The 23,038-nt window shown below is 60.9% G+C and carries 16 protein-coding genes and 1 riboswitch; of the genes, 14 read left to right on the top strand and 2 right to left on the bottom strand.

The window, feature by feature from the left end; all coding sequences use genetic code 11:
* The first annotated feature begins 100 nt into the window (after positions 1-100).
* The 5 genes from QEN43_RS14420 to QEN43_RS14400 all read left to right on the top strand — a co-directional run bounded on the left by QEN43_RS14420 (position 101) and on the right by QEN43_RS14400 (position 7,064).
* Positions 101-1,237: a thiolase family protein gene (locus QEN43_RS14420; protein ID WP_026610891.1), complete on the top strand. Its 1,137-nt coding sequence runs from the start codon at positions 101-103 to the stop codon at positions 1,235-1,237.
* Between the two features lie 50 nt (positions 1,238-1,287).
* Positions 1,288-3,624: a 3-hydroxyacyl-CoA dehydrogenase/enoyl-CoA hydratase family protein gene (locus QEN43_RS14415; RefSeq protein ID WP_317963358.1), complete on the top strand. Its 2,337-nt coding sequence runs from the start codon at positions 1,288-1,290 to the stop codon at positions 3,622-3,624.
* Positions 3,625-3,626: 2 nt separating this feature from the next.
* Positions 3,627-5,411: an acyl-CoA dehydrogenase C-terminal domain-containing protein gene (locus QEN43_RS14410; RefSeq protein ID WP_026610893.1), complete on the top strand. Its 1,785-nt coding sequence runs from the start codon at positions 3,627-3,629 to the stop codon at positions 5,409-5,411.
* Between the two features lie 100 nt (positions 5,412-5,511).
* Positions 5,512-5,742, top strand: a complete 231-nt coding sequence (locus tag QEN43_RS14405) for a hypothetical protein (RefSeq protein WP_036269046.1) — start codon at positions 5,512-5,514, stop codon at positions 5,740-5,742.
* A 302-nt stretch (positions 5,743-6,044) separates the two neighbouring features.
* Positions 6,045-7,064 carry an IS481 family transposase gene (locus QEN43_RS14400; RefSeq protein WP_317963357.1) on the top strand — a complete coding sequence of 340 codons (1,020 nt, stop codon included), beginning with the start codon at positions 6,045-6,047 and terminating at the stop codon, positions 7,062-7,064.
* A gap of 24 nt (positions 7,065-7,088) precedes the next feature.
* Here the strand turns inward: QEN43_RS14400 and QEN43_RS14395 are convergent, their stop codons facing one another.
* Positions 7,089-8,390 (bottom strand): porin, encoded by a 1,302-nt coding sequence (locus QEN43_RS14395; RefSeq protein WP_317963356.1) that lies wholly within the window; start codon positions 8,388-8,390, stop codon positions 7,089-7,091.
* Positions 8,391-8,740: 350 nt separating this feature from the next.
* A riboswitch (guanidine-I (ykkC/yxkD leader) is annotated at positions 8,741-8,847 on the top strand.
* Positions 8,848-8,910: 63 nt separating this feature from the next.
* On the opposite strand from QEN43_RS14395, the gene QEN43_RS14390 reads away from it, so the two are divergent.
* The 9 genes from QEN43_RS14390 to fusA all read left to right on the top strand — a co-directional run bounded on the left by QEN43_RS14390 (position 8,911) and on the right by fusA (position 21,613).
* The gene (locus QEN43_RS14390; protein ID WP_317963355.1) at positions 8,911-9,906 is read left to right on the top strand and encodes an ABC transporter substrate-binding protein; all 996 of its coding nucleotides are present in this window, start codon (positions 8,911-8,913) and stop codon (positions 9,904-9,906) included.
* Between the two features lie 65 nt (positions 9,907-9,971).
* Positions 9,972-10,796: an ABC transporter permease gene (locus QEN43_RS14385; protein ID WP_317963354.1), complete on the top strand. Its 825-nt coding sequence runs from the start codon at positions 9,972-9,974 to the stop codon at positions 10,794-10,796.
* Between the two features lie 5 nt (positions 10,797-10,801).
* Positions 10,802-11,656: an ABC transporter ATP-binding protein gene (locus QEN43_RS14380; RefSeq protein WP_317963353.1), complete on the top strand. Its 855-nt coding sequence runs from the start codon at positions 10,802-10,804 to the stop codon at positions 11,654-11,656.
* A gap of 78 nt (positions 11,657-11,734) precedes the next feature.
* Positions 11,735-12,466 (top strand): urea amidolyase associated protein UAAP1, encoded by a 732-nt coding sequence (locus tag QEN43_RS14375; RefSeq protein ID WP_317963352.1) that lies wholly within the window; start codon positions 11,735-11,737, stop codon positions 12,464-12,466.
* Positions 12,467-12,476: 10 nt separating this feature from the next.
* Positions 12,477-13,127, top strand: coding sequence for an urea amidolyase associated protein UAAP2 (locus QEN43_RS14370; RefSeq protein ID WP_026610900.1), 651 nt, complete (start codon positions 12,477-12,479; stop codon positions 13,125-13,127).
* A gap of 129 nt (positions 13,128-13,256) precedes the next feature.
* Complete coding sequence (gene uca, locus QEN43_RS14365; protein ID WP_026610901.1) at positions 13,257-16,901, top strand: urea carboxylase; 3,645 nt, start codon at positions 13,257-13,259, stop codon at positions 16,899-16,901.
* Positions 16,898-18,700: an allophanate hydrolase gene (gene atzF / locus QEN43_RS14360; RefSeq protein WP_317963351.1), complete on the top strand. Its 1,803-nt coding sequence runs from the start codon at positions 16,898-16,900 to the stop codon at positions 18,698-18,700. Before uca ends, atzF begins: the two co-directional genes overlap by 4 nt.
* A gap of 236 nt (positions 18,701-18,936) precedes the next feature.
* Positions 18,937-19,260, top strand: coding sequence for a hypothetical protein (locus tag QEN43_RS14355; protein ID WP_051331819.1), 324 nt, complete (start codon positions 18,937-18,939; stop codon positions 19,258-19,260).
* 298 nt (positions 19,261-19,558) lie between these two features.
* Positions 19,559-21,613 (top strand): elongation factor G, encoded by a 2,055-nt coding sequence (gene fusA / locus QEN43_RS14350; RefSeq protein WP_317963350.1) that lies wholly within the window; start codon positions 19,559-19,561, stop codon positions 21,611-21,613.
* A gap of 27 nt (positions 21,614-21,640) precedes the next feature.
* Here the strand turns inward: fusA and QEN43_RS14345 are convergent, their stop codons facing one another.
* On the bottom strand, positions 21,641-22,420 hold the full coding sequence (locus QEN43_RS14345; protein WP_317963349.1) for a spermine/spermidine synthase domain-containing protein: 780 nt from the start codon (positions 22,418-22,420) through the stop codon (positions 21,641-21,643).
* Positions 22,421-23,038: the final 618 nt, after the last annotated feature.

The raw sequence follows: 23,038 nt of genomic DNA, 5'->3' as shown, positions 1-23,038 counted from the left end.
AGAGAGGCGGCTTATTCAGAGCTGCCTTAAACTGTCGTTTCCGTCTCGGAGATCGCGCGATCTCCGTCCTTTTGTGGCGTGTTCTGTCAGGAGAAAGACCATGAAAAACGTCGTCATCGCTGGCTACTGCCGCTCGCCGTTCACCCCGGCCAAGAAAGGGCAGCTCAGCGGCGTCCGCCCCGACGACTTGGCCGCGCAAGTAGTCAAAGGCTTGCTGGGCAAGACCGGCGTCAAGCCCGAAGACATCGAGGATCTGATACTCGGCTGCGCTTTTCCCGAAGCCGAGCAAGGCTTCAACCTGGCTCGTCTCGTGGTATTCCTTGCGGGACTCCCGGAGACTGTCGCGGGCACCACCATCAACCGCTTCTGCGGCTCGTCCATGCAAGCCATCCATCAGGCGGCGGGCGCCATTCAGCTGAATGCCGGCGAGGCGTTCATCTGTGCCGGTGTCGAATCCATGAGCCGGGTGCCAATGACGGGCTTCAATCCGATGCCGAATCCCAAGCTTTACCGTGAACATCCGGGAGCATATATGAGCATGGGCGAAACCGCGGAAAACCTGGTCGAGCGGTACGGCATCAGTCGCGCCGACCAGGAGCGCTTCGCCTTCGACAGCCAGCGTAAGACGCGGGAAGCTAAAGCCGCGGGCGGATTCGACGACGAGCTGATTCCTATCGAGACACCCGATGGCACGGTAACGGAGGACGGCTGTCCGCGTCCCGAAACCACGCTGGAAGGCTTGGCCGGACTCAAGCCCGCCTTTAGGGAGAACGGTGTGGTCACGGCCGGAACCTCATCGCCGCTCACCGACGGCGCCGCCGCGGTCCTGGTCTGCTCGGAGGATTACGCAGCCCGCCACGGCCTCGAACCTTTGGCGCGCGTCAAGAGCATCGCGGTAGCCGGCTGCGCCCCCGAGATCATGGGTATAGGTCCAGTCGCTGCGAGCCGCAAGGCGTTGCAACGCGCAGGACTCGCTCTTGAGGACATCGATATCATCGAACTGAACGAGGCCTTCGCGGTCCAGGTGCTGGCTTGTGTCCGAGAACTCGGCATCGACGAAAGTAAGCTCAACCTGCACGGCGGAGCGATCGCGCTCGGCCATCCGCTCGGCGCGAGCGGCGCCCGCATCACCGGCAAGGCGGCGGCGCTGCTGAAAACGGAAAAGAAGCGCTACGCCCTGGCGACACAGTGCATAGGCGGCGGACAAGGCATCGCGACGATTCTGGAAGCGGTTTGAGCCCGCTTCCGGACAATCAAACCTTCACCCTAGCTCGAAGTGAGGCCGATATGAAGATCGAAAAAATGGCCGTCATCGGCGCGGGAGTCATGGGATCGGCGATCGCGGCCCAGGCCGCCAACGCCGGCGTCCCGGTTCTGTTGCTGGATATCGTGCCCGAAGGCGCAACGGATCGGAACATGGTTGCCAGGAACGCTTTGAAGAAGCTTCTGGAAACCGATCCGCCCCCGTTGATGCACCGCAAGAACCTCACGCGGATCACACCCGGCAATATCGAGGATGATCTCGAAAAACTCGCCGAGGTCGACTGGATCGTCGAGGCGGTGATCGAGAAACTGGACGTCAAGCACAAGCTCTATCGCAGCCTGGAGAACGTCCGCAAACCCGGCTCGATCGTTTCCTCTAATACCTCCACTCTCCCGCTCGCCGAGCTGACACGAAACATGCCGGAGAGTTTCCGGCGCGATTTCCTGATCACGCACTTTTTCAATCCGCCGCGCTACATGCGGTTGCTGGAAGTCGTTCACGGTCCCGAAACCCGACCCGATGCGCTGGCTGCGCTGGTCGACTTCGGCGATCGGCGGCTCGGCAAGAGTATCGTGCATTGTAAGGATACGCCTGGTTTCATCGCCAACCGCATCGGCATCTTCTGGCTACAGTTGGGGCTCCTGGAAGCCCTGCGCCTCGGGCTCACTGTCGAGGAGGCGGATACCGTCATCAGCCGTCCGTTCGGTATCCCGAAAACCGGGATTTTCGGCCTGCTCGACCTGGTGGGACTCGATCTCGTTCCCCACATCGTTCCCAGCATGGACCGCGCGCTTCCGCCCAACGATCCGTTCCATGCCATCGCCCAGGTGCCGGAACGGGTGACGCGGATGATCGAGGAAGGCTGTACCGGACGCAAAGGCAAGGGCGGATTCTATCGCTTGAATCGAGCTGGTGGCGAAAGAATCAAGGAAGCGCTGGACCTTCAAACCGGCGAGTACCAGGTCAGCACCAAGCCGGAACTCGCCAGTATCGCGGCAATGAAGACGGGCGGCTTGGCCGGGCTGCTGCAGTTCCAGGACAAAACCGCCGAATATGCCCGGAGCGTCATCGCCCAGACCCTGGCTTATGCCGCCGAGGTGGCGCCGGACATCGCCGACGATCTGGAATCGGTCGACCGCGCCATGCGGCTAGGCTACAACTGGCAGTACGGCCCGTTCGAGCTGATCGACCGGATTGGCGCCGAAAACCTGGTCCGGCTACTTGAATCCCTGGGCAAACCTGTACCCCCGCTACTTCGACACGAAGGACCTTTTTACCAAGTCGTCGACGACCGGCTGCACGGGCTCGCATTCACCGACACGGCGGGAAGCAAACCCAGTTTACGAGCGGTGAACCGTCCGCCTGGCGTCCTGCTGCTGGCCGACATCAAGCGGCGCAGCAAGCCTCTGGCGAAGAATCCTTCGGCAAGCCTTTGGGACGTGGGCGACGGCGTCGTCTGCCTGGAATTCCAGAGCAAGATGAACACCTTCGATCCCCTGGTGCTCAAGCTGATCCACAAGGCCATAGACATCGTGCGCAACGATTACCGGGCGCTGGTGATCTACAACGAAGCCGAAAATTTTTCGGCCGGAGCGAATCTCGGCATACTCCTCTTCGGGATCAACATCGCGCTGTGGCCGGAAGTGGAGAATATGGTCAAACAGGGCCAAGAGGCCTTCAAGGCACTCAAATACGCTCCCTTCCCCGTGGTCGGCGCGCCCTCGGGAATGGCTCTCGGCGGCGGCTGCGAAATCCTGCTCCATTGCGACGCCGTGCAGGCTCATGCCGAACTCTACATGGGACTGGTGGAAGCCGGCGTCGGTGTGATTCCCGGCTGGGGCGGCTGCAAGGAAATGCTGCTGCGTGCTTTCGCCGACAAGAACTCTCCCCAAGGCCCGATGGCCCCCGTCGCCCGGGTATTCGAAACGGTCAGTGTCGCAACGGTGTCGAAATCGGCCCAGGAAGCGAAAGACCTGCTGTTCCTGCGTCGCGACGACGACATTACCATGAACCGCGACCGGCTGCTGTTCGATGCCAAGGAAAAAGCGCTGGCGCTGAGCGAAAACTACACGCCACCCGAGCCGCCGGTGTTTTATCTCCCGGGACCTTCAGGCCGAGCCGCGCTGGACATGGCGGTCGGCCAGTACCTGCGCCTCGGCAAGGCCACGGCCTACGATGCCGTGGTCGCGGGCGCTCTGGCCGATGTGCTCACGGGAGGCGAGACCGATATCCTCAAACCTTTGTCCGAGGAAGATCTTCTCGCCTTGGAGCGGCGCAACTTCATGGACCTGGTCAAGCGCAAAGAAACGATCGCCCGCATGGAACACATGCTGGAAACCGGTAAGCCTTTGAGGAACTAGCCATGGCCACCTACAAAGCTCCCTTGCGCGATATGCGCTTCGTCTATCACGAATTCCTGGCCGACCAGCACCTGGAGGACATGCCCGGCATGGAGGACGTGCCGCCCGAACTGGTGGACGCGGTCCTGGAGGAAATGGCCAAAGTGGCCGAAAACATTCTCTTCCCTCTCAACCGGAGTGGGGACGAAGAGGGCTGCCGGTTTGAAAACGGCGAGGTCTATACCCCGCGTGGCTTCAAGGAAGCGTATCAGCGCTTCCGGGAAGGCGGCTGGACGAGTCTAACCAGCCTTCCGGAATACGGCGGGCAAGGACTCCCGGAAACCGTATACGTGCTGACCTCGGAAATGATGTCGGCGAGCAATCTATCCTTCGCCATCTACACCAAGCTGACCCACGGCGCCTATTTCCTGTTGCTCAAGACCGCCTCCGAGGAGATCAAGAATCTCTATCTTCCGAAGATGGTGGAGGGACGCTGGACCGGCACCATGTGTCTCACCGAGCCGCAATGCGGCACCGACCTCGGCCTACTCCGCACCAAGGCGGTTCCGCAACCGGACGGTACATATCGGCTCACCGGCAACAAGATTTTTATTTCGGGCGGCGAGCAAGACCTCAGCGAGAACATCATCCATTTGGTCCTGGCGCGCACGCCCGACGCTCCGCCCGGCGTAAAGGGGATCAGCCTGTTCCTGGTGCCGAAGTTCCTGGTCAATCCGGACGGTAGCCTCGGCCGCCGCAACCGCATCTTTTGCACGGCGATCGAGCACAAGATGGGGATCAAGGCGTCGAGCACTTGTAGCATCAGCCTCGAAGACGCTACCGGCTATTTGATCGGAGAACTTCATAAAGGGCTCCGTGCCATGTTCGTCATGATGAACAGCGCCCGCCTCGAAGTCGGCTTGCAGGGTCTCGGGCTCGGCGAAGTGGCTTATCAAAATGCCGTGGCCTATGCCAAGGAGCGCCTGCAAGGCCGCGCCTTGACCGGTCCCAAATACCCCGACAAGCCGGCCGATCCCCTCATTGTGCATCCAGACGTACGGCGCATGCTGTTGACGATGCGCGCCTATACCGAAGGCATGCGGGCGATTTCGGCCTGGGTGGGCGCACATCTCGACAAGGAAAACCGGCATCCGGACCCGGCTGTCCGCCAGGAAGCCGAGGACTTCGTCGCCTTGATGACGCCTATCGTGAAGGCCTTCTTCACCGATCTCGGGTTCGAGACCGCCAATCTGGCCATGCAGGTTTACGGCGGGCACGGCTACATCCGAGAAAACGGCATCGAACAGTTCGTGCGCGATGCCCGCATCGCGCAGATTTACGAGGGTGCCAACGGCATCCAGGCGATGGACTTGGTCGGGCGCAAACTGCCCGCGCACGCGGGTAGGTTTTTGCGCAGCTTCTTCCATCCGGTCCAGCGTTATCTGGACGAACGCACCGGGCAAACCCGCCTGTCCTTCGTCACCGAGCCGCTGGCCAAGGCATTCAGCAGGTTACAACGGGCAACGGCTTTCATCGCCGAGCGCAGTCTCGCCGATCCTAACGAAGCCGGCGCTGCGGCATACGACTATCTCCATCTGTTCGGCTTCACGGCCATGGCCTATTGCTGGGCACGCATGGCAGAAATCGCGCAAACGAAGGTCGAAAGCGATACGACCGGGTTTTACCAGGCAAAGCTCGATACCGCCCGGTTCTTCATGGAGCGCATCTTGCCCAAAACCTCGGGACTCTTTTCCGCCATTATGTCTGGCAGCGGCAGCATCATGGCGTTCAAAGACGAGGCGTTTTGAGCCGAATTCTGGATTCGCCCTTTCTTTTTTGCGTCAACCTGACGATACAAGCGCGGTGGAACTGTCTAAGGAGCGTGACCCTTAGACAGTTCTACCGCGCATGAAACGTGAACATTTTTCTGAAATTCGCGTGTTCTGTTACGCGAGCTATCGTGGCGACGAAGAACCGCGACGGTTGTTGATCGACGACCACAAAATTAAGGTAGAAATCCTCAACCGCTGGACCACGCCCGAGCACCGGTATTTCAAAGTCATCGGTGACGATTGCCGGATCTACACCATACGCCAGAGCGAACGCGATAGCCGGCGGGAACTGACCTTGCTGCATTAAGCAAAAAATGCAGCCGGTAGCGCCACCATTTGCAGGCATGTAAGGTGGGTTCGGCGCACCTCAGCACTGACTGATGACCAACCACTTCGCTTTGTGTGCGCCGTAACCCACCATGCAACCTCGAACCTGTCCTGAGCCAAGCCGAAGGGTCGGCGGTTTACGCAGAGCCTGTCGAAGGGCCTGTCCCGAGCGGCTACCTGTCGCGTCTCGTGTGATTATTTACCGAGAAGGAGTTATGCTCTGTTCGAAGCCCGGAGCCTTCTCCAGGAGATATTCGGTTCGTCCAAGTGAGGTTTCTCTCCATGCAGATTCGTCTTCATAAGAACGCCCGTACCACCCCGGCCGTTCGGCAGGCCATTCAAGCGTCCACGTTGAGCGAGCGCGCCTTGGCCCAAAAGCATGGCATTAGCCGAACGACCGTCCGCAAGTGGAAACACCGATCCTCGGTCGAAGATGCCTCACACCGGCCCCACACCCTCAGAACCACGCTCACGCCCGCCCAGGAAGCCATCGTGGTCTACCTCCGCCAAGCTCTGCTCCTCCCCTTGGATGATCTCCTGGCCGTGACCCGGGAATTTCTCAATCCCGCCGTGTCCCGTTCCGGGCTAGACCGCTGCCTGCGCCGCCACGGGGTGGCGTCCCTCAAGACCCTGCTTCCGCCTACAGAGAAGGCGAAGGTCAAACCCTTCAAGGCCTATGAGCCCGGCTTCCTTCACCTGGATGTTAAGTACTTGCCCGCCATCGACGGCGAACCCCGCCGATACCTGTTCGTCGCCATCGACCGCGCCACCCGCTGGGTCTATGTCGCCCTCAAGCCCAACCGCTCCGCCTTAAGCGCCAAGGACTTCCTCAAAGCGGTGATTCAGGCCGCTCCTTTCCGCATCCAGAAATGCCTGACCGACAACGGCTCGGAGTTTACCGACCGTTTCCTGACCCGAACTCGGCAGCCCTCGGGGACGCATGAGTTTGACCGCCTCTGTACTGAACAAGGCATCGAACATCGCCTGATTCCGCCGGGCCGGCCCCAAACGAATGGCCTGGTGGAACGCTTCAATGGCCGCATCGAGGAGGTGTTGCAAACCCATCACTTCGATTCAACCGCCGATCTGGACACCACCTTGCACCGCTATGTCGAGCTGTACAATCATCACATTCCCCAAAAGGCCTTAGGCCATCTCACCCCGATCCAGGCTCTCAAAAACTGGCAACTGTCCCATCCTCATCTTTTTCGAAAGAAGGTTTACGATCTTGCGGGACTTGACAGCTACCCCACCATCGATGGGTTTCACTTCGGTCTATCCATCCTACGAATGATGCTCTAGATCCCCGGCTGAGAATGGAACTCCTCAGAACTTGATGACCGCGTCGACAGCGAATAAAAACTGGTCGCTTTTCTTGCGCGCGTCATAGTTGTCTATGCCGTCGGCCCAGTCGTATCGGACTTCCGGGCGAAGGACGACCCAGTCCACCGGTTTCCAGTTGACGCCTAGGGTAACGCCGTAATAGCTGGCGGGTCCGGAGGCGAGGACGGCGCAGCCGGGACGCATTTGCGCAACCCGCACGCCGTCATCATCGCGGAACCACTCGCCCCTCAATCCCACGCCCACGGTATCGGTGACATCGTAGATCAGTTGCTGCTGAATGCCGTACCACTGAGCGTCCTTGAAGTTGTTCAACGGATGTTGTTGCTCTATGCCGTGATCGTGCTGGAAGACATAGTGCAGGTGATCGGTGAAATCCTGCTTGAAAATGAAACTGTAGAAGGTGCGATTGTCCTTTTTGTCGATACCCGTTTTCCGGCGAAAATCGTCGAGGTCGTTATCGGCGTTGACATCCCCGGTGATAATCGAGAATCCGACCGACGTCGCATGATCGTCGGTATTCCAGAAAACGCCGCCCAGAAAATTCCAGTTCTCCATATTCTTGTCGAATCCGTCCCAGCCCGCGTTGCCGTCCAGCGATCCGCCGAACTGATTGTGTCCGCCGGTGACGGCCCCCAGAGTGACCAGTAAATTGCTGACGACCGGGTAGGTGAACATAACCCCGGTATGGGTGAAAGGTTCGCCGTACTGGAAGGTATACGGGTGGGAATAAAAGAAGTTGTCCGGAGACAAACCCGTTTCATAGCCCATGATGGTATAGAAACGGCCCAGCCGTGCCGTGAGTCCGTTGCCGAACGGCGCGAACACGTCGATATAGGCGTTGGGAAGCGCGATTTTGTAGAACCGCGTGTCGTTGCCGATCAAGTCGTTGTCCCAATGACCGTCGCCGTAAGCGTTGATGGTGTTGGTCCGGGCATCGGTACCGAACATGAACGTCAGCTTTCCGCCCACGTCCCAATCGCCGCCCTCGACGTTCACGGTTCGCGACAAGTCCACCACCAACTGATTGAGCTGAAACTCGCCGGATCTATCGTTGAAGATCACGGGACCGTTGTAGTTGTCCGCCGGATCGTTGGCGTTGTAGGTAATACCGGCGTCCATCCAGCCGGTCAGGGTCAGCCCCAGGGATTTCATCCAGGCTGATTCGTTGATGAACTTTAATCCCCCCAATAAACCGGATGCCTCTTCGGCCCGGCCCGGGTCACCGATACTCATCAGCCCGCCCGCGATGAGTGCCAGATGACGCTTCGATTTGATGTTTTTCATGAGTTCAGGCTCCTGTGTTTCTTACGCTTAAACAGCGGAGCCCTGTGAGTCGTCGAAAGACGACAAAAGCATAAAGTGCGCCATGAGTTTCGGAAAGAATAAATCCGGTCCGTATCCCCGGTCGGTCTGAGCTTCCCTCCGTTTCCGGCGGCGCGAAACAACGCACACTCTGAAGAAAAGCCGGTGCTTCGCACCATAAATGAGCATAATCTCGATAAATTGCCCCATGATTGTTCACGGCATGGGACAAATCCGTCACGAATCTTTCCGAAACCGCCTATTTCGTGGCTGGCACGCATCCTGCCTACTCTTATCCGTAACGAGAGGTGCGCCATTCGGCGGCACCGTTCACAAATGGCGACTAGGGTTCCGGCCCCTCCGCTCGGGGGCGTCTGGTCCGAGAGTTTCCGGCCCCGTGGCTCGCGGGGTTACACGGCGGGATAAAAGCCCGGGAGGTCGTGACGGTTCGTAAGAACCGGTTCGCCCTCTCGCCGTGTAATTTCCGAAAAGGAGCCCCGTGATGTCGTCCCTATTCGCTCATGCCCTGCGCCGTTTTCTCGCGTTCCCGGCCCTGATCGGCCTTCTTCTGCTTCCCCTGCCCTCTCCCGCCGAGGTCAAGATCGGCGTCAGCGACTGGCCGGGCTGGGTCGCCTGGTACGTGGCCGAACAGAACGGCTATTTCAAAAAGCACGGCGCCAAAGTCAAACTGGTTTGGTTCGCCAACTACACCGATTCCATTTCCGCGTTGTCGGCCGGCCAGCTGGACGGCAATTGCCAGACCTGGTCCGACACCATGGCCCCTTTGGCCAAGGGCATTCCGCTCAAGGCCATACTGGTCAACGACAACTCGGCCGGCAACGACGCTCTGATGGTCAGCCCCAAGATCAAGAGCTTCGCCGACCTCAAGGGCAAGAAGATCGCGCTGGAGCAGTTCAGCGTCTCCCATTTCCTGCTGGCGACCGCGCTGGCCAAGAACGGCATGACGCAGGCGGACGTCGAGATCGTCAACCTGTCCGCCGGCGACGCCGCGGCGGCCTTCCTGAGCGGTCGTGTCGACGCCACCGTGGTATGGAACCCCTGGGTCAACAAGATCGAGCTGTCGGGCAAGGGAAAAGCGCTGTTCAGCTCCAAGGACATCCCCGGACTGATACCCGACCTCCTGGTCGTGCAGGAAAAATCCCTCGCCGCCCACCGCAAAGATTTCCTGGGCATGATCGAGGCCTGGTACGACACCGAAGCGTTCATTCGCGAACACCCGGACCAGGCGGTCAAGATCATGTCCAAGGTCGTCGGCCTCAAGACCGACGAGTACAAGATTTTTCTGTCCGGCACCAAGTTCTTCGCCGAGGCCGATAACCTCGAAGCTTTCGGCCTGTCCGACCAACCCCGGTCGCTGCTCAACGTCGCACCCACCACCTCCGACTTCCTGCTCGACAACCGGCTGATGGAAGGCTCCGTGGACTTCGCCAAGGGTGTGGACGGCTCGCTGATAAAAGAAATCGCGAACAGGAAATAGGCAGCGATTCTTCTTCGCCGCGGACACTCGCACCTTTTCTTAACGGCTTCAATCGAGGAAAGAGAATGGCAGCTCGATGCGACAGCGGAATTCCAAACCCGCGCCGGCGATGGTGGGTGATACGGGGACAGATCGGCCGCCGCGACTATCTGGTTCTCGCGCTGCTGGGCCTCTTGGCGCCGCTGGCGGCCTGGTGGGGACTGGCCCATAGCGGCTGGGTGGACAAGGTGTTCATGCCGGCGCCGGAAGAAGTGGCTACCCGGATCTACGGCTGGTTCGCCGAAGACGACCTGCTGGGCGACATCTGGATCAGCGTCTACCGGGTGACTGCCGGGTTCGCCATCTCCGCCGTGCTGGCCCTGCCGCTGGCGCTGCTGATCGGCACTTATCGGCCGCTGCAGGCGCTGTTCGAACCGCTCACCGATTTCATCCGCTACATGCCCGCGGTGGCCTTCATTCCGCTGGTGATGCTGTGGGTCGGCATCGAAGAGAGCGCCAAGATCGCCATCATCTTCATCGGCACTTTTTTCCAGATGGTGCTGATGATGGCCGAAGACATCCGCCGCGTGCCCATGGCCCAGATCGAGGCGGCGCAAACCATGGGCGCGACGCGCGGCGAACTGATCCGGCTGGTGATATTGCCGTCGGCCAAACCGGCGCTCCTGGATACGCTGCGCGTCACCATGGGCTGGGCCTGGACCTACCTGGTCGTGGCCGAGCTGGTAGCCGCCAATTCAGGGCTGGGCTTCGCCATCCTCAAGGCGCAGCGCTTTCTGCAGACCGACAAGATTTTCGCCGGCATTCTCCTGATCGGCCTGTTCGGGCTGCTGATGGACCAGTCGTTCCGCTGGCTGCACCGCAAGGCTTTCCCCTGGCTTTACATCAAGTGATCACCATGACGGCCAAGATCGAAATCAGACGAGCCAGCAAGCTGTTCGACACCGGGGGACGGCGCATCGCCGCGCTCGAGAAGGTCGACCTCGACATTCGCGCCAACCAATTCGTCACCCTGGTGGGCGCTTCGGGCTGCGGCAAATCCACCCTGCTGCGCAGCATCGGCGGCCTGGAGGACCTCAGCTCGGGCGAAATCCGGGTGGACGGCCGGCCGGTGACCGGCCCCGGAGCCGAGCGCGCCATGGTGTTCCAGCATTACAGCCTGTACCCGTGGCTTACGGTGCGCGAAAACATCCGCTTCTGCCGCTCGCTCAAGATCAAGCGCGAAGAGATCACCTCGGCCGACGTCGAAATCGCTTCCGGGCGTACCGACGCCCTGATAGGGCTGATGGGACTCGGCCCGGTCGAAAACGCCTATCCCAACCAGCTTTCCGGGGGCATGCAGCAGCGCGTGGCCATCGCCCGCGCACTGATGAACCGGCCGGACATCCTGTTGATGGACGAGCCGTTCGGCGCGCTCGACGCGCAGACGCGCGAGGTGATGCACGATCTCATCCTGCATGTGTTCGCGCTGGAAAAGCCCACCATCGTATTCGTCACCCATGACGTGGAAGAGGCGATCTACCTCGGCGACCGGGTGGTTCTGATGGCGCCCCGTCCCGGACGGATCGACTCGATCTACGAGGTTCCGCTGCCGCCGGAACGCGAGCAGGACATGAAGCTGTCTCCCGAATTCACCGAGCTGAAACGGGAAATCCTGTCCCGCATCCGCGCCACTTCGGGGATGCAAACCGACCGCGGAATGCTGGAAAAGCTCACGGCCACCGCACAGCCGGGGGCTGCCGCAAGACCGTGACCGGTGTCGATGCCAGCCCTACGGCCAAGAACGGCGGCGCTTCTTTTGTGTTCATTTTTCGATGATGAGAGGTCAAGCATGACGATTACCTTCACTCCTGACCGAATCCTCTGGGAAGAGACGGTTCCCGGCGGCAATCACTGGTCCGGTCTGATGCGGCGCGGTTCGGCGCTGCGCCTCACCGATCTGGAGGGCGGCGCCAACGTCTCGGCGCTGTTCTACAACCAGGAGGAAAAGCTGGAACGCTACAACATGCCGGATACGCTGAAGGCCCAGCACACCGCTTTTCTCACCGCCGGCCACGTGTGCTACTCCGACATGGGGCGGGTGCTGTGCTCGATCATCCACGATTCGGTCGGCTGGCACGACACCATATGCGGTACCAGCGACAACGCATTGATCCAGGCCCGATACGGCACCGCCACTTTCCAGACCCACCGCAACGACATGTACCGCAGCGGCCGGGACGGCCTCCTGATCGAACTCGGCAAATGGGGCTTGGGCAAGCGCGACCTGGTCGCCAACGTCAATTTCTTCAGCAAGGTGACGGCGGATGCGGACGGCCGGCTTCACTTCCATTCCGGGCACAGCCGGGCCGGCGACGTGATCGATCTGCGCTTCGACATGAACGTGCTGGTGGTGCTTTCGACCGCACCGCACCCTCTGGACCCGAAGCCGGAATACCAGCCGGCGGCGGTCAAGCTGACTGCCTGGCATGCGGGGCCCGCCGACGAAAGCGACCTGTGCCGCACTTCTTGCGAGCAAAATCGGCGCGGTTTCATCAATACGGAACGCTTTTACGCTTGCTAGGAGGACACCCATGTTGATCGAAAGCACGCTCGTCCCCGAAAACGCCGTTCTCGACGAGATCTGTCCGGCCGGCGAACCCTGGACCGGGGTGGTGAAGAAAGGCGAGATCTTTCGCATCGTCGACCTGGAGGGCAACCAGGCGGTGGACACCCTGTTCTACAACGCCGATGATCCCGAAGAACGCTACAGCGCCGTGGATACCATACGCCGCCAGGGCAATCTTTATCTCGGAGTCGGGTCGGTTTTGTATTCCAGCGAGGGACGGCCGATGCTGACCATCGTCGCCGACACCTGCGGCCGCCACGACACGTTGGGAGGTGCCTGTGCCGCTGAAAGCAACACAGTGCGCTATGCGCTCGACAAGCGCCCCATGCACAGCTGCCGCGACAACTTCCTGCATGCCCTGGCCCACAGCGATCGCGCCCACCGGCTCGCCATGAACAAGCGCGACATCACCGCCAACATCAATTTCTTCATGAACGTGCCGGTAACCCCCGAAGGCGGCCTGTGCTTCGCGGACGGCATCTCGGCACCGGGCAAATATGTCGAGATGCGCGCGGAGATGGACGTGATGGTGCTGATCTCCAACTGTCCGCAGCTCAACAACCCATGCAACGCCTACAACCCGACGCCGATCCGGCTGCTCGTGTGGAACGGATGAGCGACCGCACCGGCCGGGAGGCATCCGGCCTCGGGGCCTACCAGCAACGATTCGATTCGCCGCGGGACGACCCGTGGCTTACCAAAACGGCGGGACGGCCCGCCACTTCCTGAAAGAGCAAGAACACCGATGTTCCACAAGGTATTGATCGCCAATCGCGGCGAGATCGCCTGCCGTATTCAACGTACCCTGCGCCGCTTGGGAATCCGCAGCGTGGCGGTTTATTCGGAGGCTGACGCCCACGCCCGCCACGTGGAAGAAGCCGATGAAGCCATCTGCATCGGCCCACCGCCCGCCGCCGAAAGCTATCTCCGCATCGACCGCATCCTGGATGCGGCGCGAAGAAGCGGCGCGGAGGCCATCCATCCGGGTTATGGCTTCCTGAGCGAGAACGCCGCTTTCGCCGAGGCCTGCGCCGAACGCGGGCTGGTTTTCATCGGCCCGACGCCTGAGCAGATCCGAAAATTCGGACTCAAGCACACGGCCCGAGAAATCGGCGAGGCGAACGGCGTTCCTTTGCTGCCCGGAACCGGACTCCTGACCGACACCCGGCATGCTCTGACCGAGGCACGGCGCATCGGTTTTCCGGTGATGCTGAAAAGCACCGCGGGCGGCGGAGGGATCGGCATGCGATTGTGCCGGAGCGAATCCGAACTCGTGGCGGCCTACGACTCGGTTCAACGCCTCGGCGCCGCCAATTTCAAGAACGCCGGACTCTATCTGGAAAAATTCGTCGAACGCGCCCGCCATATCGAAGTGCAAATTTTCGGCGATGGACAAGGGGGCGTTCTGCATCTCGGCGAACGGGACTGCTCGCTGCAACGCCGCAACCAGAAGGTGGTCGAGGAAACGCCGGCGCCGGGTTTGAGTCCAGAGCTAAGGGAGAAACTTTATAGGCATGCCCTGGCCATGGGGCGCGCCGTCCATTACCGCTCGGCAGGCACGGTGGAATTCGTGTACGACGCGGCGACGGACCAGTTCTATTTCCTCGAGGTCAACACCCGCCTGCAGGTGGAGCACGGCGTCACCGAAGCGGTCACCGGGGTCGACCTGGTCGAATGGATGGTGCGGCTGGCCGCGGGCGAGCGGGCGTTTTTCGACCGCTATCGGCACCGACCCGAAGGTTCGTCGATACAGGTTCGGATTTATGCCGAGGACCCCGGCAACAATTTTCAGCCGTCTTCCGGACTCCTCACCGAAGTGTCGTTTCCGGAAGGCGTGCGGGTGGATCATTGGTTAATGCGAGGACTCGAGGTGCCCGCGTTCTACGATCCCCTGCTGGCCAAGCTGATCGTGCATGCCGCCGATCGCGACCGCGCCATCGCGGTCTTGAAACACGCCTTGGCCGAGACCCGGCTCGCCGGCATCGAAACCAACCTCGATTATCTCCGCCAGATCGCGGACGACCGGGTATTCCGGGAAGGCGGCCAGACCACGGGTTATCTCGCCGGGTTCGAATATCGCCGGCGTACGCTCGAAGTGCTGGAACCGGGTACCCAGACCACGATACAGGACTATCCCGGCCGGCTCGGTTATTGGGACGTCGGGGTGCCGCCGTCGGGCCCCATGGATGCCCTCGCTTTCCGCATTGCCAACCGGCTGGTCGGCAACGCCGAGGGAACGGCGGCACTCGAATCGACCGTCACCGGTCCGACCCTGCGGTTCAACTGCGAGGCGCTGATCGCGCTGTGCGGCGCGGCGATGCGCGCCGAACTCGACTGCGAACCGCTGCCCCTGTGGACCGCGCACCCGGTCAAAGCGGGGCAAGTCCTCCGCATCGGCCCGGTCGACGGCCACGGTTGCCGCGCCTATCTTGCGGTCGCCGGAGGCTTCGACGTACCCGATTATCTCGGCTCCAAATCGACTTTCACGCTCGGATGCTTCGGCGGCCATGGCGGACGCGCGCTCCGCACCGGCGACGTGCTGCATCTCGCAAAGCCGGCCGCAACGACGCCGGCACGCCTTCGTCCCCCGGCGGACCTGATTCCGAGCTATACCGACGCCTGGGAAATCGGCGTGCTTTACGGGCCCCAAGGCGCACCGGACTTCTTTACCCATGAGGACATCGAAACCTTCTTCGCCACGGATTGGGAGGTGCACTATAACTCCAGCCGCACCGGAATCCGGCTGATCGGCCCCAAACCCCAATGGGCCCGGCTGGACGGCGGCGAAGCGGGGCTGCATCCGTCCAACATTCACGACAACGCTTATGCCGTCGGCGCCGTCGACTTTACCGGTGACATGCCGGTCATCCTGGGGCCCGACGGCCCCAGCCTCGGCGGCTTCGTTTGTCCGGTCACGGTCGTCCAGGCCGAACTGTGGAAGTTGGGACAACTCCGCCCAGGCAATACGGTGCGCTTCCGGCCCATTACCCTGGAGCAGGCCCGCGCGCTGGAGGATGAGATCGACGCTTCCCTGGCCCTTATCGGTGGCGGCGAGACCCCGAAGCGTGCGGAACCGCGAAGACAGACGGCGCTTCACGGGAACGATCCGCGCGCGCTTTGCAGCCCGGTGCTTCACGAAAGGCCGGGCGAAGGCTCCAATCCCGCGGTAGTTTACCGCCGGTCCGGCGATCGCAACCTGCTCATCGAATACGGTCCGCCGGTGCTCGACCTCAATCTCCGGTTCCGGGTTCACGCCCTGATGGAGTGGCTGAAGGAACAAAACATCGCCGGCATCGTCGACCTCACCCCGGGCATTCGCTCGCTCCAGGTCCATTTCAACGATCGCGCGATCCCGCAGGAACGGTTGCTCGATCTGCTCATAGCCGCGGAGAGCGAACTGCCGGCGATCGACGACATGGAAGTGTCGACCCGCATCGTCCACCTGCCGCTCTCCTGGGACGATCCGTCCACGCGGCTGGCCATCGAAAAGTACATGCAATCGGTGCGCAAGGATGCGCCCTGGTGTCCCAGCAACATCGAATTCATCCGCCGCATCAACGGCCTAGCCAGCATTGAAGAGGTCAAGCGGATCGTGTTCGAGGCCAGCTATCTGGTCCTGGGCCTCGGCGACGTTTATCTGGGCGCGCCGGTGGCGACACCCCTCGATCCGCGCCACCGGCTGGTGACGACCAAGTACAACCCCGCTCGCACCTGGACGCCCGAAAATGCGGTCGGTATCGGCGGTGCATACCTGTGCGTGTACGGCATGGAAGGTCCGGGCGGCTACCAGTTGGCGGGACGCACCGTGCAAATGTGGAATCGGTATCGCCAAACCGCCGATTTCCAGGACGGAAAACCCTGGCTGCTGCGCTTCTTCGATCAGATCCGCTTCTTCCCGGTCACGGCAGACGAACTGACGCGCTACCGCGAGGATTTCATCCGGGGACGCCTGAAGCTGGACATCCGCGAGGAAACCTTCAGCCTCGGAGAGTACAACCGGTTCTTGGAGACCCACCGGGAGGAAATCGCCGCATTCAAGGCGAAACAGCAGGCGGCGTTCGAGGCGGAACGGGAACGCTGGGCCGGTTCGGAACCGAGCTTTGCCGACGATCATGCCGTGGCCGAAGCGGCGGTGGATACCGAGCTCGATCTGCCGCCCGGCGCACGGGCCGTCGCGTCCCATGTCGCCGGCAGCGTCTGGAAAATCGCGGTGGGAGAGGGCGACCGGGTAGAGGCCGGCGATCTCCTGGTGATCGTCGAATCCATGAAAACCGAGATTCACGTTCAGGCTCCGGCCGCCGGCACCGTGTGGAGGGTTTTCTGCACCGAAGGCGGCCCGGTGGCCGCCGGGCAGGATCTGCTCGTGCTGCAAACGGAGAACAACCAATGATCAATCATTTTCCGGCCAGTCTCGATATCAAAACCTTGTCGGCGGCCTACCGCCGGGGCCGTATCACGCCGGTCCGCTTGATCGAAGCCCTGCTCGCCCGGCTGGACACCGAACCCGAGCAACCGGTCTGGATTTACCGTTTGCCGGCCGATGAAGTCCTGGGATATGCCCGGGCACTGGAGCGGCGCTCGCCGGCCGAATTGCCCTTGTACGGCATTCCTTTCGCCATCAAGGACAACATCGACCTGGCGGGAGCTCCGACCACCGCCGCATGTTCCGCCTACGCCTACCATCCCGAGCGATCGGCTTTCGCCGTCCGCAAGCTGATCGAGGCGGGCGCGATTCCCATCGGCAAGACCAACCTGGACCAGTTCGCGACCGGTCTGACCGGCACCCGCTCGCCCTATGGCGCCTGCCCGAACGCCTTCGATCCGGACTATATTTCCGGAGGCTCGAGTTCGGGCTCGGCGGTGGCCGTGACCAAGGGATGGGTCAGCTTCGCCTTGGGTACCGATACCGCCGGGTCCGGGCGGGTGCCGGCGGCGTTCAACAATCTTGTCGGGCTCAAACCCACGCCGGGCGTCATCAGCACCTCGGGCGTCGTACCGGCCTGCCGTTCGCTGGATTGCGTGTCGATATTCGCCTTGACCGCCGGCGATGCGCGCCGGGTGTTCCGGGTAGCGGCGGCGTTCGACCCGTCCGATCCTTATACCCGATGCGATGGAACGGTTCGGCCCGAATTCGCCGAACGCTTCCGCTTCGGCGTGCCGCGGCCCGACCAGCTCGAATTCTTCGGCGATAAGGACGCTGAGCGGCTGTTCGCGGCCGCCGCGGAAAGGCTGGAAGCCATCGGTGGCCTAAGAATCGAAATCGATTTTGCCCCGTTTCTCGAAGCGGGCCGCCTGTTGTACGAAGGTCCCTGGGTCGCGGAGCGCTATCTGACGATACGCGAGCTGCTGGATAGAGACCCGGATGCCGTCTACCCGGTCACGCGCACGATCATCGAGCGCGGCAAGCACTACTTGGCAAGCGATACCTTCGCCGCCTTCTATCGCCTCATGGCTCTAAAGCGGGCCGCGGAGGAAGCTTGGGCGCAAGCGGACGTCATCCTGACGCCGACCACGGGAACGATCTACCGGATTGCCGAGGTCGAGGCCGATCCCGTTCGGCTCAACAGCAATCTCGGCTATTACACCAACTTCATGAATCTGATGGGCCTCGCCGCCGTCGCCGTGCCAGGCGGGTTCAATTCGGGCGGCCTGCCGTTCGGCATTACGCTGTTCGCCCCGGCCGGCAGCGATCACGCCCTGCTGAATCTGGCCGAACGGCTGCATTACGCCGCCGGACTGACGATGGGCGCCACCGGCCAGCCCTTGCCGGCGCCTTCTTCCCAATCCGAGCGGGAAAAACCGGGCCATGTCCGGATCGCCGTCTGCGGCGCCCACTTGTCCGGACTTCCGCTCAACGGACAACTGACCCGCCGTAGAGGAAGGCTGGTCAAGGCAACCCGCACGGCGCCGAGCTATCGCCTCTATGCCCTTCCGGACGGCAAGCGTCCCGGACTGCTGCGGCAAGTCCCCGGTGCCGCCATCGAAGTCGAGGTCTGGGAGCTGCCGGTGTCGGAGTTCGGCAGTTTTGTCGCGGAAATCCCGGCTCCCTTAGGGATAGGCTCCGTGGAGCTCGATGACGGCGAACGCGTGCAAGGCTTCCTCTGCGAAGCCTATGCGGTGGCAGACGCGTTCGACATCACCGAATACGGCGGGTGGAAAAACTACTTGAGAGCTCGGGACCCGACATAGGCACCAACGAAACGGGATCCCATCGTTTTCTTATCGCAGTTTCAACGACGACTTGTGCCCAATGCTTGCGGCATAGCGCTGCCGGCGCCTATTCGGCAAACGGCGAGCGAACCCTGCATCGCCGCCTCGATCTAAGTAGCAACTCGGTGCATCGAGGGTTTTTCCGTCGAAACCTTACGTACAACCCTTGATGACGCAGAGTCTGCCGCTGCCATTCTTTGCCGGAGGAAGTCGTCATGATGTCTATCGCTTTCCGCGTCATCGCGGCTTTCGTTGTCGTTGGAATTGCGTTGAGCGATTCAAACGCCGAACCGAAAGAGCTTTTCCAGCCGAACCTAGAGAATTGCCGATTTATTGCCGATGTAACGGGCTCTTCGGGATACGGGAAGGACATGAATTGGCGCCACGCGGCAAAGGTTCGGGCCTTGAAGAAGGCCGATGCGATCGGCGCCACGCATGTGGTCTGGAAAAGCTTCAAGGAGCTCGGCGTGCTCAATGGCGTAGCCGATGGCGCTGCTTACCGGTGTGATGAGCGATCGATCGGCGATTCTCGCTCTTGAATCGATGTGAGGAACCAGAACCTATGCCGGTAGGAAAGGACAGGTCATACAGACATGTTTTCCTTGCGCGCTGTCATCGAGCATCCGCACCAACCGATAGATTTTGAGAGATCGAATCGGCGCCGCCGTGACCGGCATATGCCGTACGAGAAATGGTGAACAGCTCCATCCGTTCCGAGTTCTCGGGGTCGAATCGGCCAAGCTCAGGCCCCTTTGAGAACATAAGCTAGCTTGAACTCACCCCTCGTACTCCCCTACACTCGAACTCGACCCCCGATCACGAGAGTGGAGGATGGACATGAACACGTACTCGACCGAAGACATCAGGACTATCGCAGTGGTCGGACACGCGGGCGCGGGGAAGACGACCTTGGTCGAAGCGCTCTTATACAAAACGGGGATGATCAACACGCCGGGGAGCGTCGAGAAAGGGAACACCGTTTGCGACTACGACCCCCTGGAAAAAATACATCTGCATACGCAGAAACTCGCCGTCACCCACACCGATTACAAAAACACCCGCCTTTACCTTCTGGATACGCCGGGATATCCGGACTTCATGGGTCAGGCCTTGTGCGCGCTGGATGCGGTCGAAACGGTGGCTGTAGTCGTCAATGCCGCCAATGGCATCGAGTTCACCTCGAACCGGATGATGCAATGGGCCGAGGCGCGGGGTCTGTGCCGCATGATCATCGTGAACAAGATCGACGGCGAGAATCTGAATCTGCCGGAACTGATGCAGGAAATACGCGAGACCTTCGGCCAGGAGTGCCTGCCGATCAACCTGCCTGCCGACAAGGCGACGCGAGTCGTCGATTGCTTTTTCAACGAGAACGGTAAAACCGATTTTTCCTCGCCGGCAGAGGCTCATCGCGCGCTGATCGATCAAGTGGTGGAAGTCGACGAAGCGCTCATGACGCAATACCTCGAGCAAGGTGACATCGCGCCCGAAGCCTTGCATGCCCCTTTCGAAGAGGCGCTTCGCAACGGCCATCTGGTGCCGGTCTGCTTCGTTTCCGCCCGTACCGGCGTCGGCGTCCCGGAATTGGCGGACGCGTTCGTCAAGTTACTGCCGAATCCCAAGGAGGGCAATCCGCCCCTTTTCGAACGCTGGCCATCTAATGCCGAGCGCAAGAACGCCGTACCGTTCCGTTCGGAGCCCGATGCGACGAAGCATGTGCTGGCCCATGTGTTCAAGGTGGAAATGGACCCGTATGTCGGCAAAATCTCGGTGTTCCGCGTCCATCAGGGCATGATAACCCCGGATACCCAACTGTTCATCGGCGAGTCCCGCAAGCCCTTCAAAGCGGGGCATTTGTTCACACTCCAGGGCAAGCAGCACGTGCCGGTGAACCGCTGCATACCGGGCGATATCTGCGCCGTAGCCAAAGTGGAGGAAATCGAGTTCGACGCGGTGCTGCACGATGCACCGGAGGACGATCACATCCATCTCAAGCCTCTCGACTTTCCTCATGCCGTGTTCGGCCTGGCGATCGCGCCAAAACGCCGGGGTGACGAACACAAGCTTTCCGAGGTTCTGCACAAGCTGGAAGCGGAAGATCCCGCACTAGACGTGGAATACGATCCCTCGACCCACGAGGAAGTCATGCGCGGCCTGGGCGAACTTCACCTCCAAAGGGTGCTGGAAAAAATGCAACAACAGTACAAGTTGGAAGTGGATACCCACCCGCCCAAGATTCCCTATCGGGAAACGATCACCACGCCGGCCGAGGGGCACCACCGTCACAAGAAGCAAACCGGCGGTGCCGGCCAGTTCGGCGAAGTTTTTCTTCGCATCGAGCCCTTGTCGAGAGGCGCGGGTTTCGAGTTCGTCGACGAGGTCAAAGGCGGCGCGATTCCCGGACAATTCATCCCGGCGGTCGAGAAAGGCGTGCGCCAAGCGATGGAAGCCGGAGCCGTGGCCGGCTACCCGATGCAGGATGTCCGCGTCATCGTTTACGACGGCAAGGCACACCCGGTCGACAGCAAGGAAGTGGCATTCGTCGCGGCCGGCAAGAAAGCCTTTCAGGATGCCGCAGCAAAAGCGCGCCCCATTGTGCTGGAGCCGGTAGTCAATATCGAGATAAGCGTTCCGGAATCGAATATCGGCGACGTCACCGGCGATCTCTCGGCAAGGCGCGGCCAGGTTACCGGCACGGCACCCTCGCGAAGCGGGATGACGACCGTCAGCGCACGCGCGCCGCTCGCCGAGCTGAGCAGCTATCATTCGCGGCTCAAATCGCTCACCGCCGGCCGCGGCTCGTATACTCTGGCATTCAGCCACTACGAACCGGTAGCACCACACATCCAGCAGCAACTCATGGCGCAATACAAGCCCGGTTCGGAAGACTGACCGTAGTTCCGGCCCCAAAACGCCGCGTTAGCGCCAGCCGGAATAGGACAGCAGGCGCAAAAAGCGAGGAAACTCGATACCGAGGGCCAATTCCCAGGTTTTGGCCCGCTCCTTCAAGCCGGCCATATCGGCGCATTGAACACGCTCTCCGAGGCCGAACCCGATCACATTGCCCCGGCCGGGAACCTGCAAGCGCATCGTGCGTCGTTCGAAATACAGATTAAGCAACCCCATGGACTGCCGCTGCGACCGGGTCTGCGTCGCCCACAAATTTACGGCGAGTACGCCCTCAGGGCGCAAAAGCCTTTGACTTGCCGAAAAGAAGTCCTGCTGGTTCACCATTTCCGCCAAACCCTCGTCGTCGAACACGTCCACTAAGATGTGATCGTATTCCGCCCCCCGCCGGTCGGCTTCGGCGCAGACGAATTCGTTGCCGTCCGACACGTGAACGGCGAGCCGCTCGTCCCTCGGGAGACCGAAATATTCGTACGCGATCTCGGCAACCGCCGCCCGGCACTCCACTGCATCGATCCGACATGCGGGGAAATGATTGAGCAGGAATTTCGCAAGTGTACCGCCGCCCAATCCCAGCAGGAGAATCTTGCGCGGATCGGGTTTGAACAAGAGTCCTACAAGCATCGCTCGCGCGTAAGAAAGTTCCAATTTCTCGGGTTCAGCGAGCGATATCGCGCTCTGTCTGGGATGGGTGCCGAAATGAAGAGAGCGCACGCCATGCGTGTCGACGACCTCGATGATGCCGATATGGTCGCGGCGACAATGAACAAGAACGCCACCGTACTTTCGCATCGCGATCAGGTGAGACTGAAGCGAGGATTAGTCGACGGTTGTGCCAGGTCCGAACAAATGGTCCATCTTTGGTGCGGACTTTCCCCCAAACGATTAAGGCAGATACCCCAGGCCATACTACAGCACCAGGCATGACACCCTATATATTGTTATTTTAACTCATTTTTGACCATGGCATGCCCATTGCTTTAATACTCTTGCATAACCTCTTTATCTCGGACACCAGGGAACAGCCAACCTTTTCTCCATCACCGCCTACTTTATCCCTCCGTTAATCGCAAAAGCCATCTTTCTCTCTGTTACTCTGGTGTCCTCCCTTTTTGACGAACAGTCGTTTCAAGCGGTAGCGACGGGCGTCGTTACCCCGCAATTCCAACCGTATGTACGGGACGTTTTCCTATCGGCCTATAATTTGGCAACCAGGCCCGTAAATACCCTGCTGGTATTTACGGGCCGCTGCCCGGGCCGGTACACGCCAGACCTGAGCTCACGCGACTGGTCGCCGCGCCGGGGCGTCCCTGCCCCGGATTGACCCGGCCTATGTTTATAGGCCGGGTTAATAAAGGCTTCCGTTAGGCGCAAACTAACCTACGTCCTGAAAATGTACGTCCAATGACC

This window comes from Methylocaldum szegediense (assembly GCF_949769195.1).
Lineage (GTDB): Bacteria > Pseudomonadota > Gammaproteobacteria > Methylococcales > Methylococcaceae > Methylocaldum > Methylocaldum szegediense.
The sequence above is the reverse complement of the archived record's forward strand: the minus strand, read 5'-3'. Positions and strand labels throughout refer to the sequence as shown.

Bases quoted from the DNA above. Each gene is read 5' to 3' on its own strand.
- QEN43_RS14345 (WP_317963349.1), bottom strand. From the start codon at position 22,420: ATGCGAAAGTACGGTGGCGTTCTTGTTCATTGTCGCCGCGACCATATC.
- QEN43_RS14380 (WP_317963353.1), top strand. From the start codon at position 10,802: ATGACGGCCAAGATCGAAATCAGACGAGCCAGCAAGCTGTTCGACACC.
- atzF (WP_317963351.1), top strand. From the start codon at position 16,898: ATGATCAATCATTTTCCGGCCAGTCTCGATATCAAAACCTTGTCGGCG.
- QEN43_RS14410 (WP_026610893.1), top strand. From the start codon at position 3,627: ATGGCCACCTACAAAGCTCCCTTGCGCGATATGCGCTTCGTCTATCAC.
- QEN43_RS14355 (WP_051331819.1), top strand. From the start codon at position 18,937: ATGATGTCTATCGCTTTCCGCGTCATCGCGGCTTTCGTTGTCGTTGGA.
- QEN43_RS14370 (WP_026610900.1), top strand. From the start codon at position 12,477: ATGTTGATCGAAAGCACGCTCGTCCCCGAAAACGCCGTTCTCGACGAG.
- QEN43_RS14400 (WP_317963357.1), top strand. From the start codon at position 6,045: ATGCAGATTCGTCTTCATAAGAACGCCCGTACCACCCCGGCCGTTCGG.
- fusA (WP_317963350.1), top strand. From the start codon at position 19,559: ATGAACACGTACTCGACCGAAGACATCAGGACTATCGCAGTGGTCGGA.
- QEN43_RS14385 (WP_317963354.1), top strand. From the start codon at position 9,972: ATGGCAGCTCGATGCGACAGCGGAATTCCAAACCCGCGCCGGCGATGG.
- QEN43_RS14395 (WP_317963356.1), bottom strand. From the start codon at position 8,390: ATGAAAAACATCAAATCGAAGCGTCATCTGGCACTCATCGCGGGCGGG.
- QEN43_RS14375 (WP_317963352.1), top strand. From the start codon at position 11,735: ATGACGATTACCTTCACTCCTGACCGAATCCTCTGGGAAGAGACGGTT.
- uca (WP_026610901.1), top strand. From the start codon at position 13,257: ATGTTCCACAAGGTATTGATCGCCAATCGCGGCGAGATCGCCTGCCGT.
- QEN43_RS14415 (WP_317963358.1), top strand. From the start codon at position 1,288: ATGAAGATCGAAAAAATGGCCGTCATCGGCGCGGGAGTCATGGGATCG.
- QEN43_RS14420 (WP_026610891.1), top strand. From the start codon at position 101: ATGAAAAACGTCGTCATCGCTGGCTACTGCCGCTCGCCGTTCACCCCG.
- QEN43_RS14390 (WP_317963355.1), top strand. From the start codon at position 8,911: ATGTCGTCCCTATTCGCTCATGCCCTGCGCCGTTTTCTCGCGTTCCCG.
- QEN43_RS14405 (WP_036269046.1), top strand. From the start codon at position 5,512: ATGAAACGTGAACATTTTTCTGAAATTCGCGTGTTCTGTTACGCGAGC.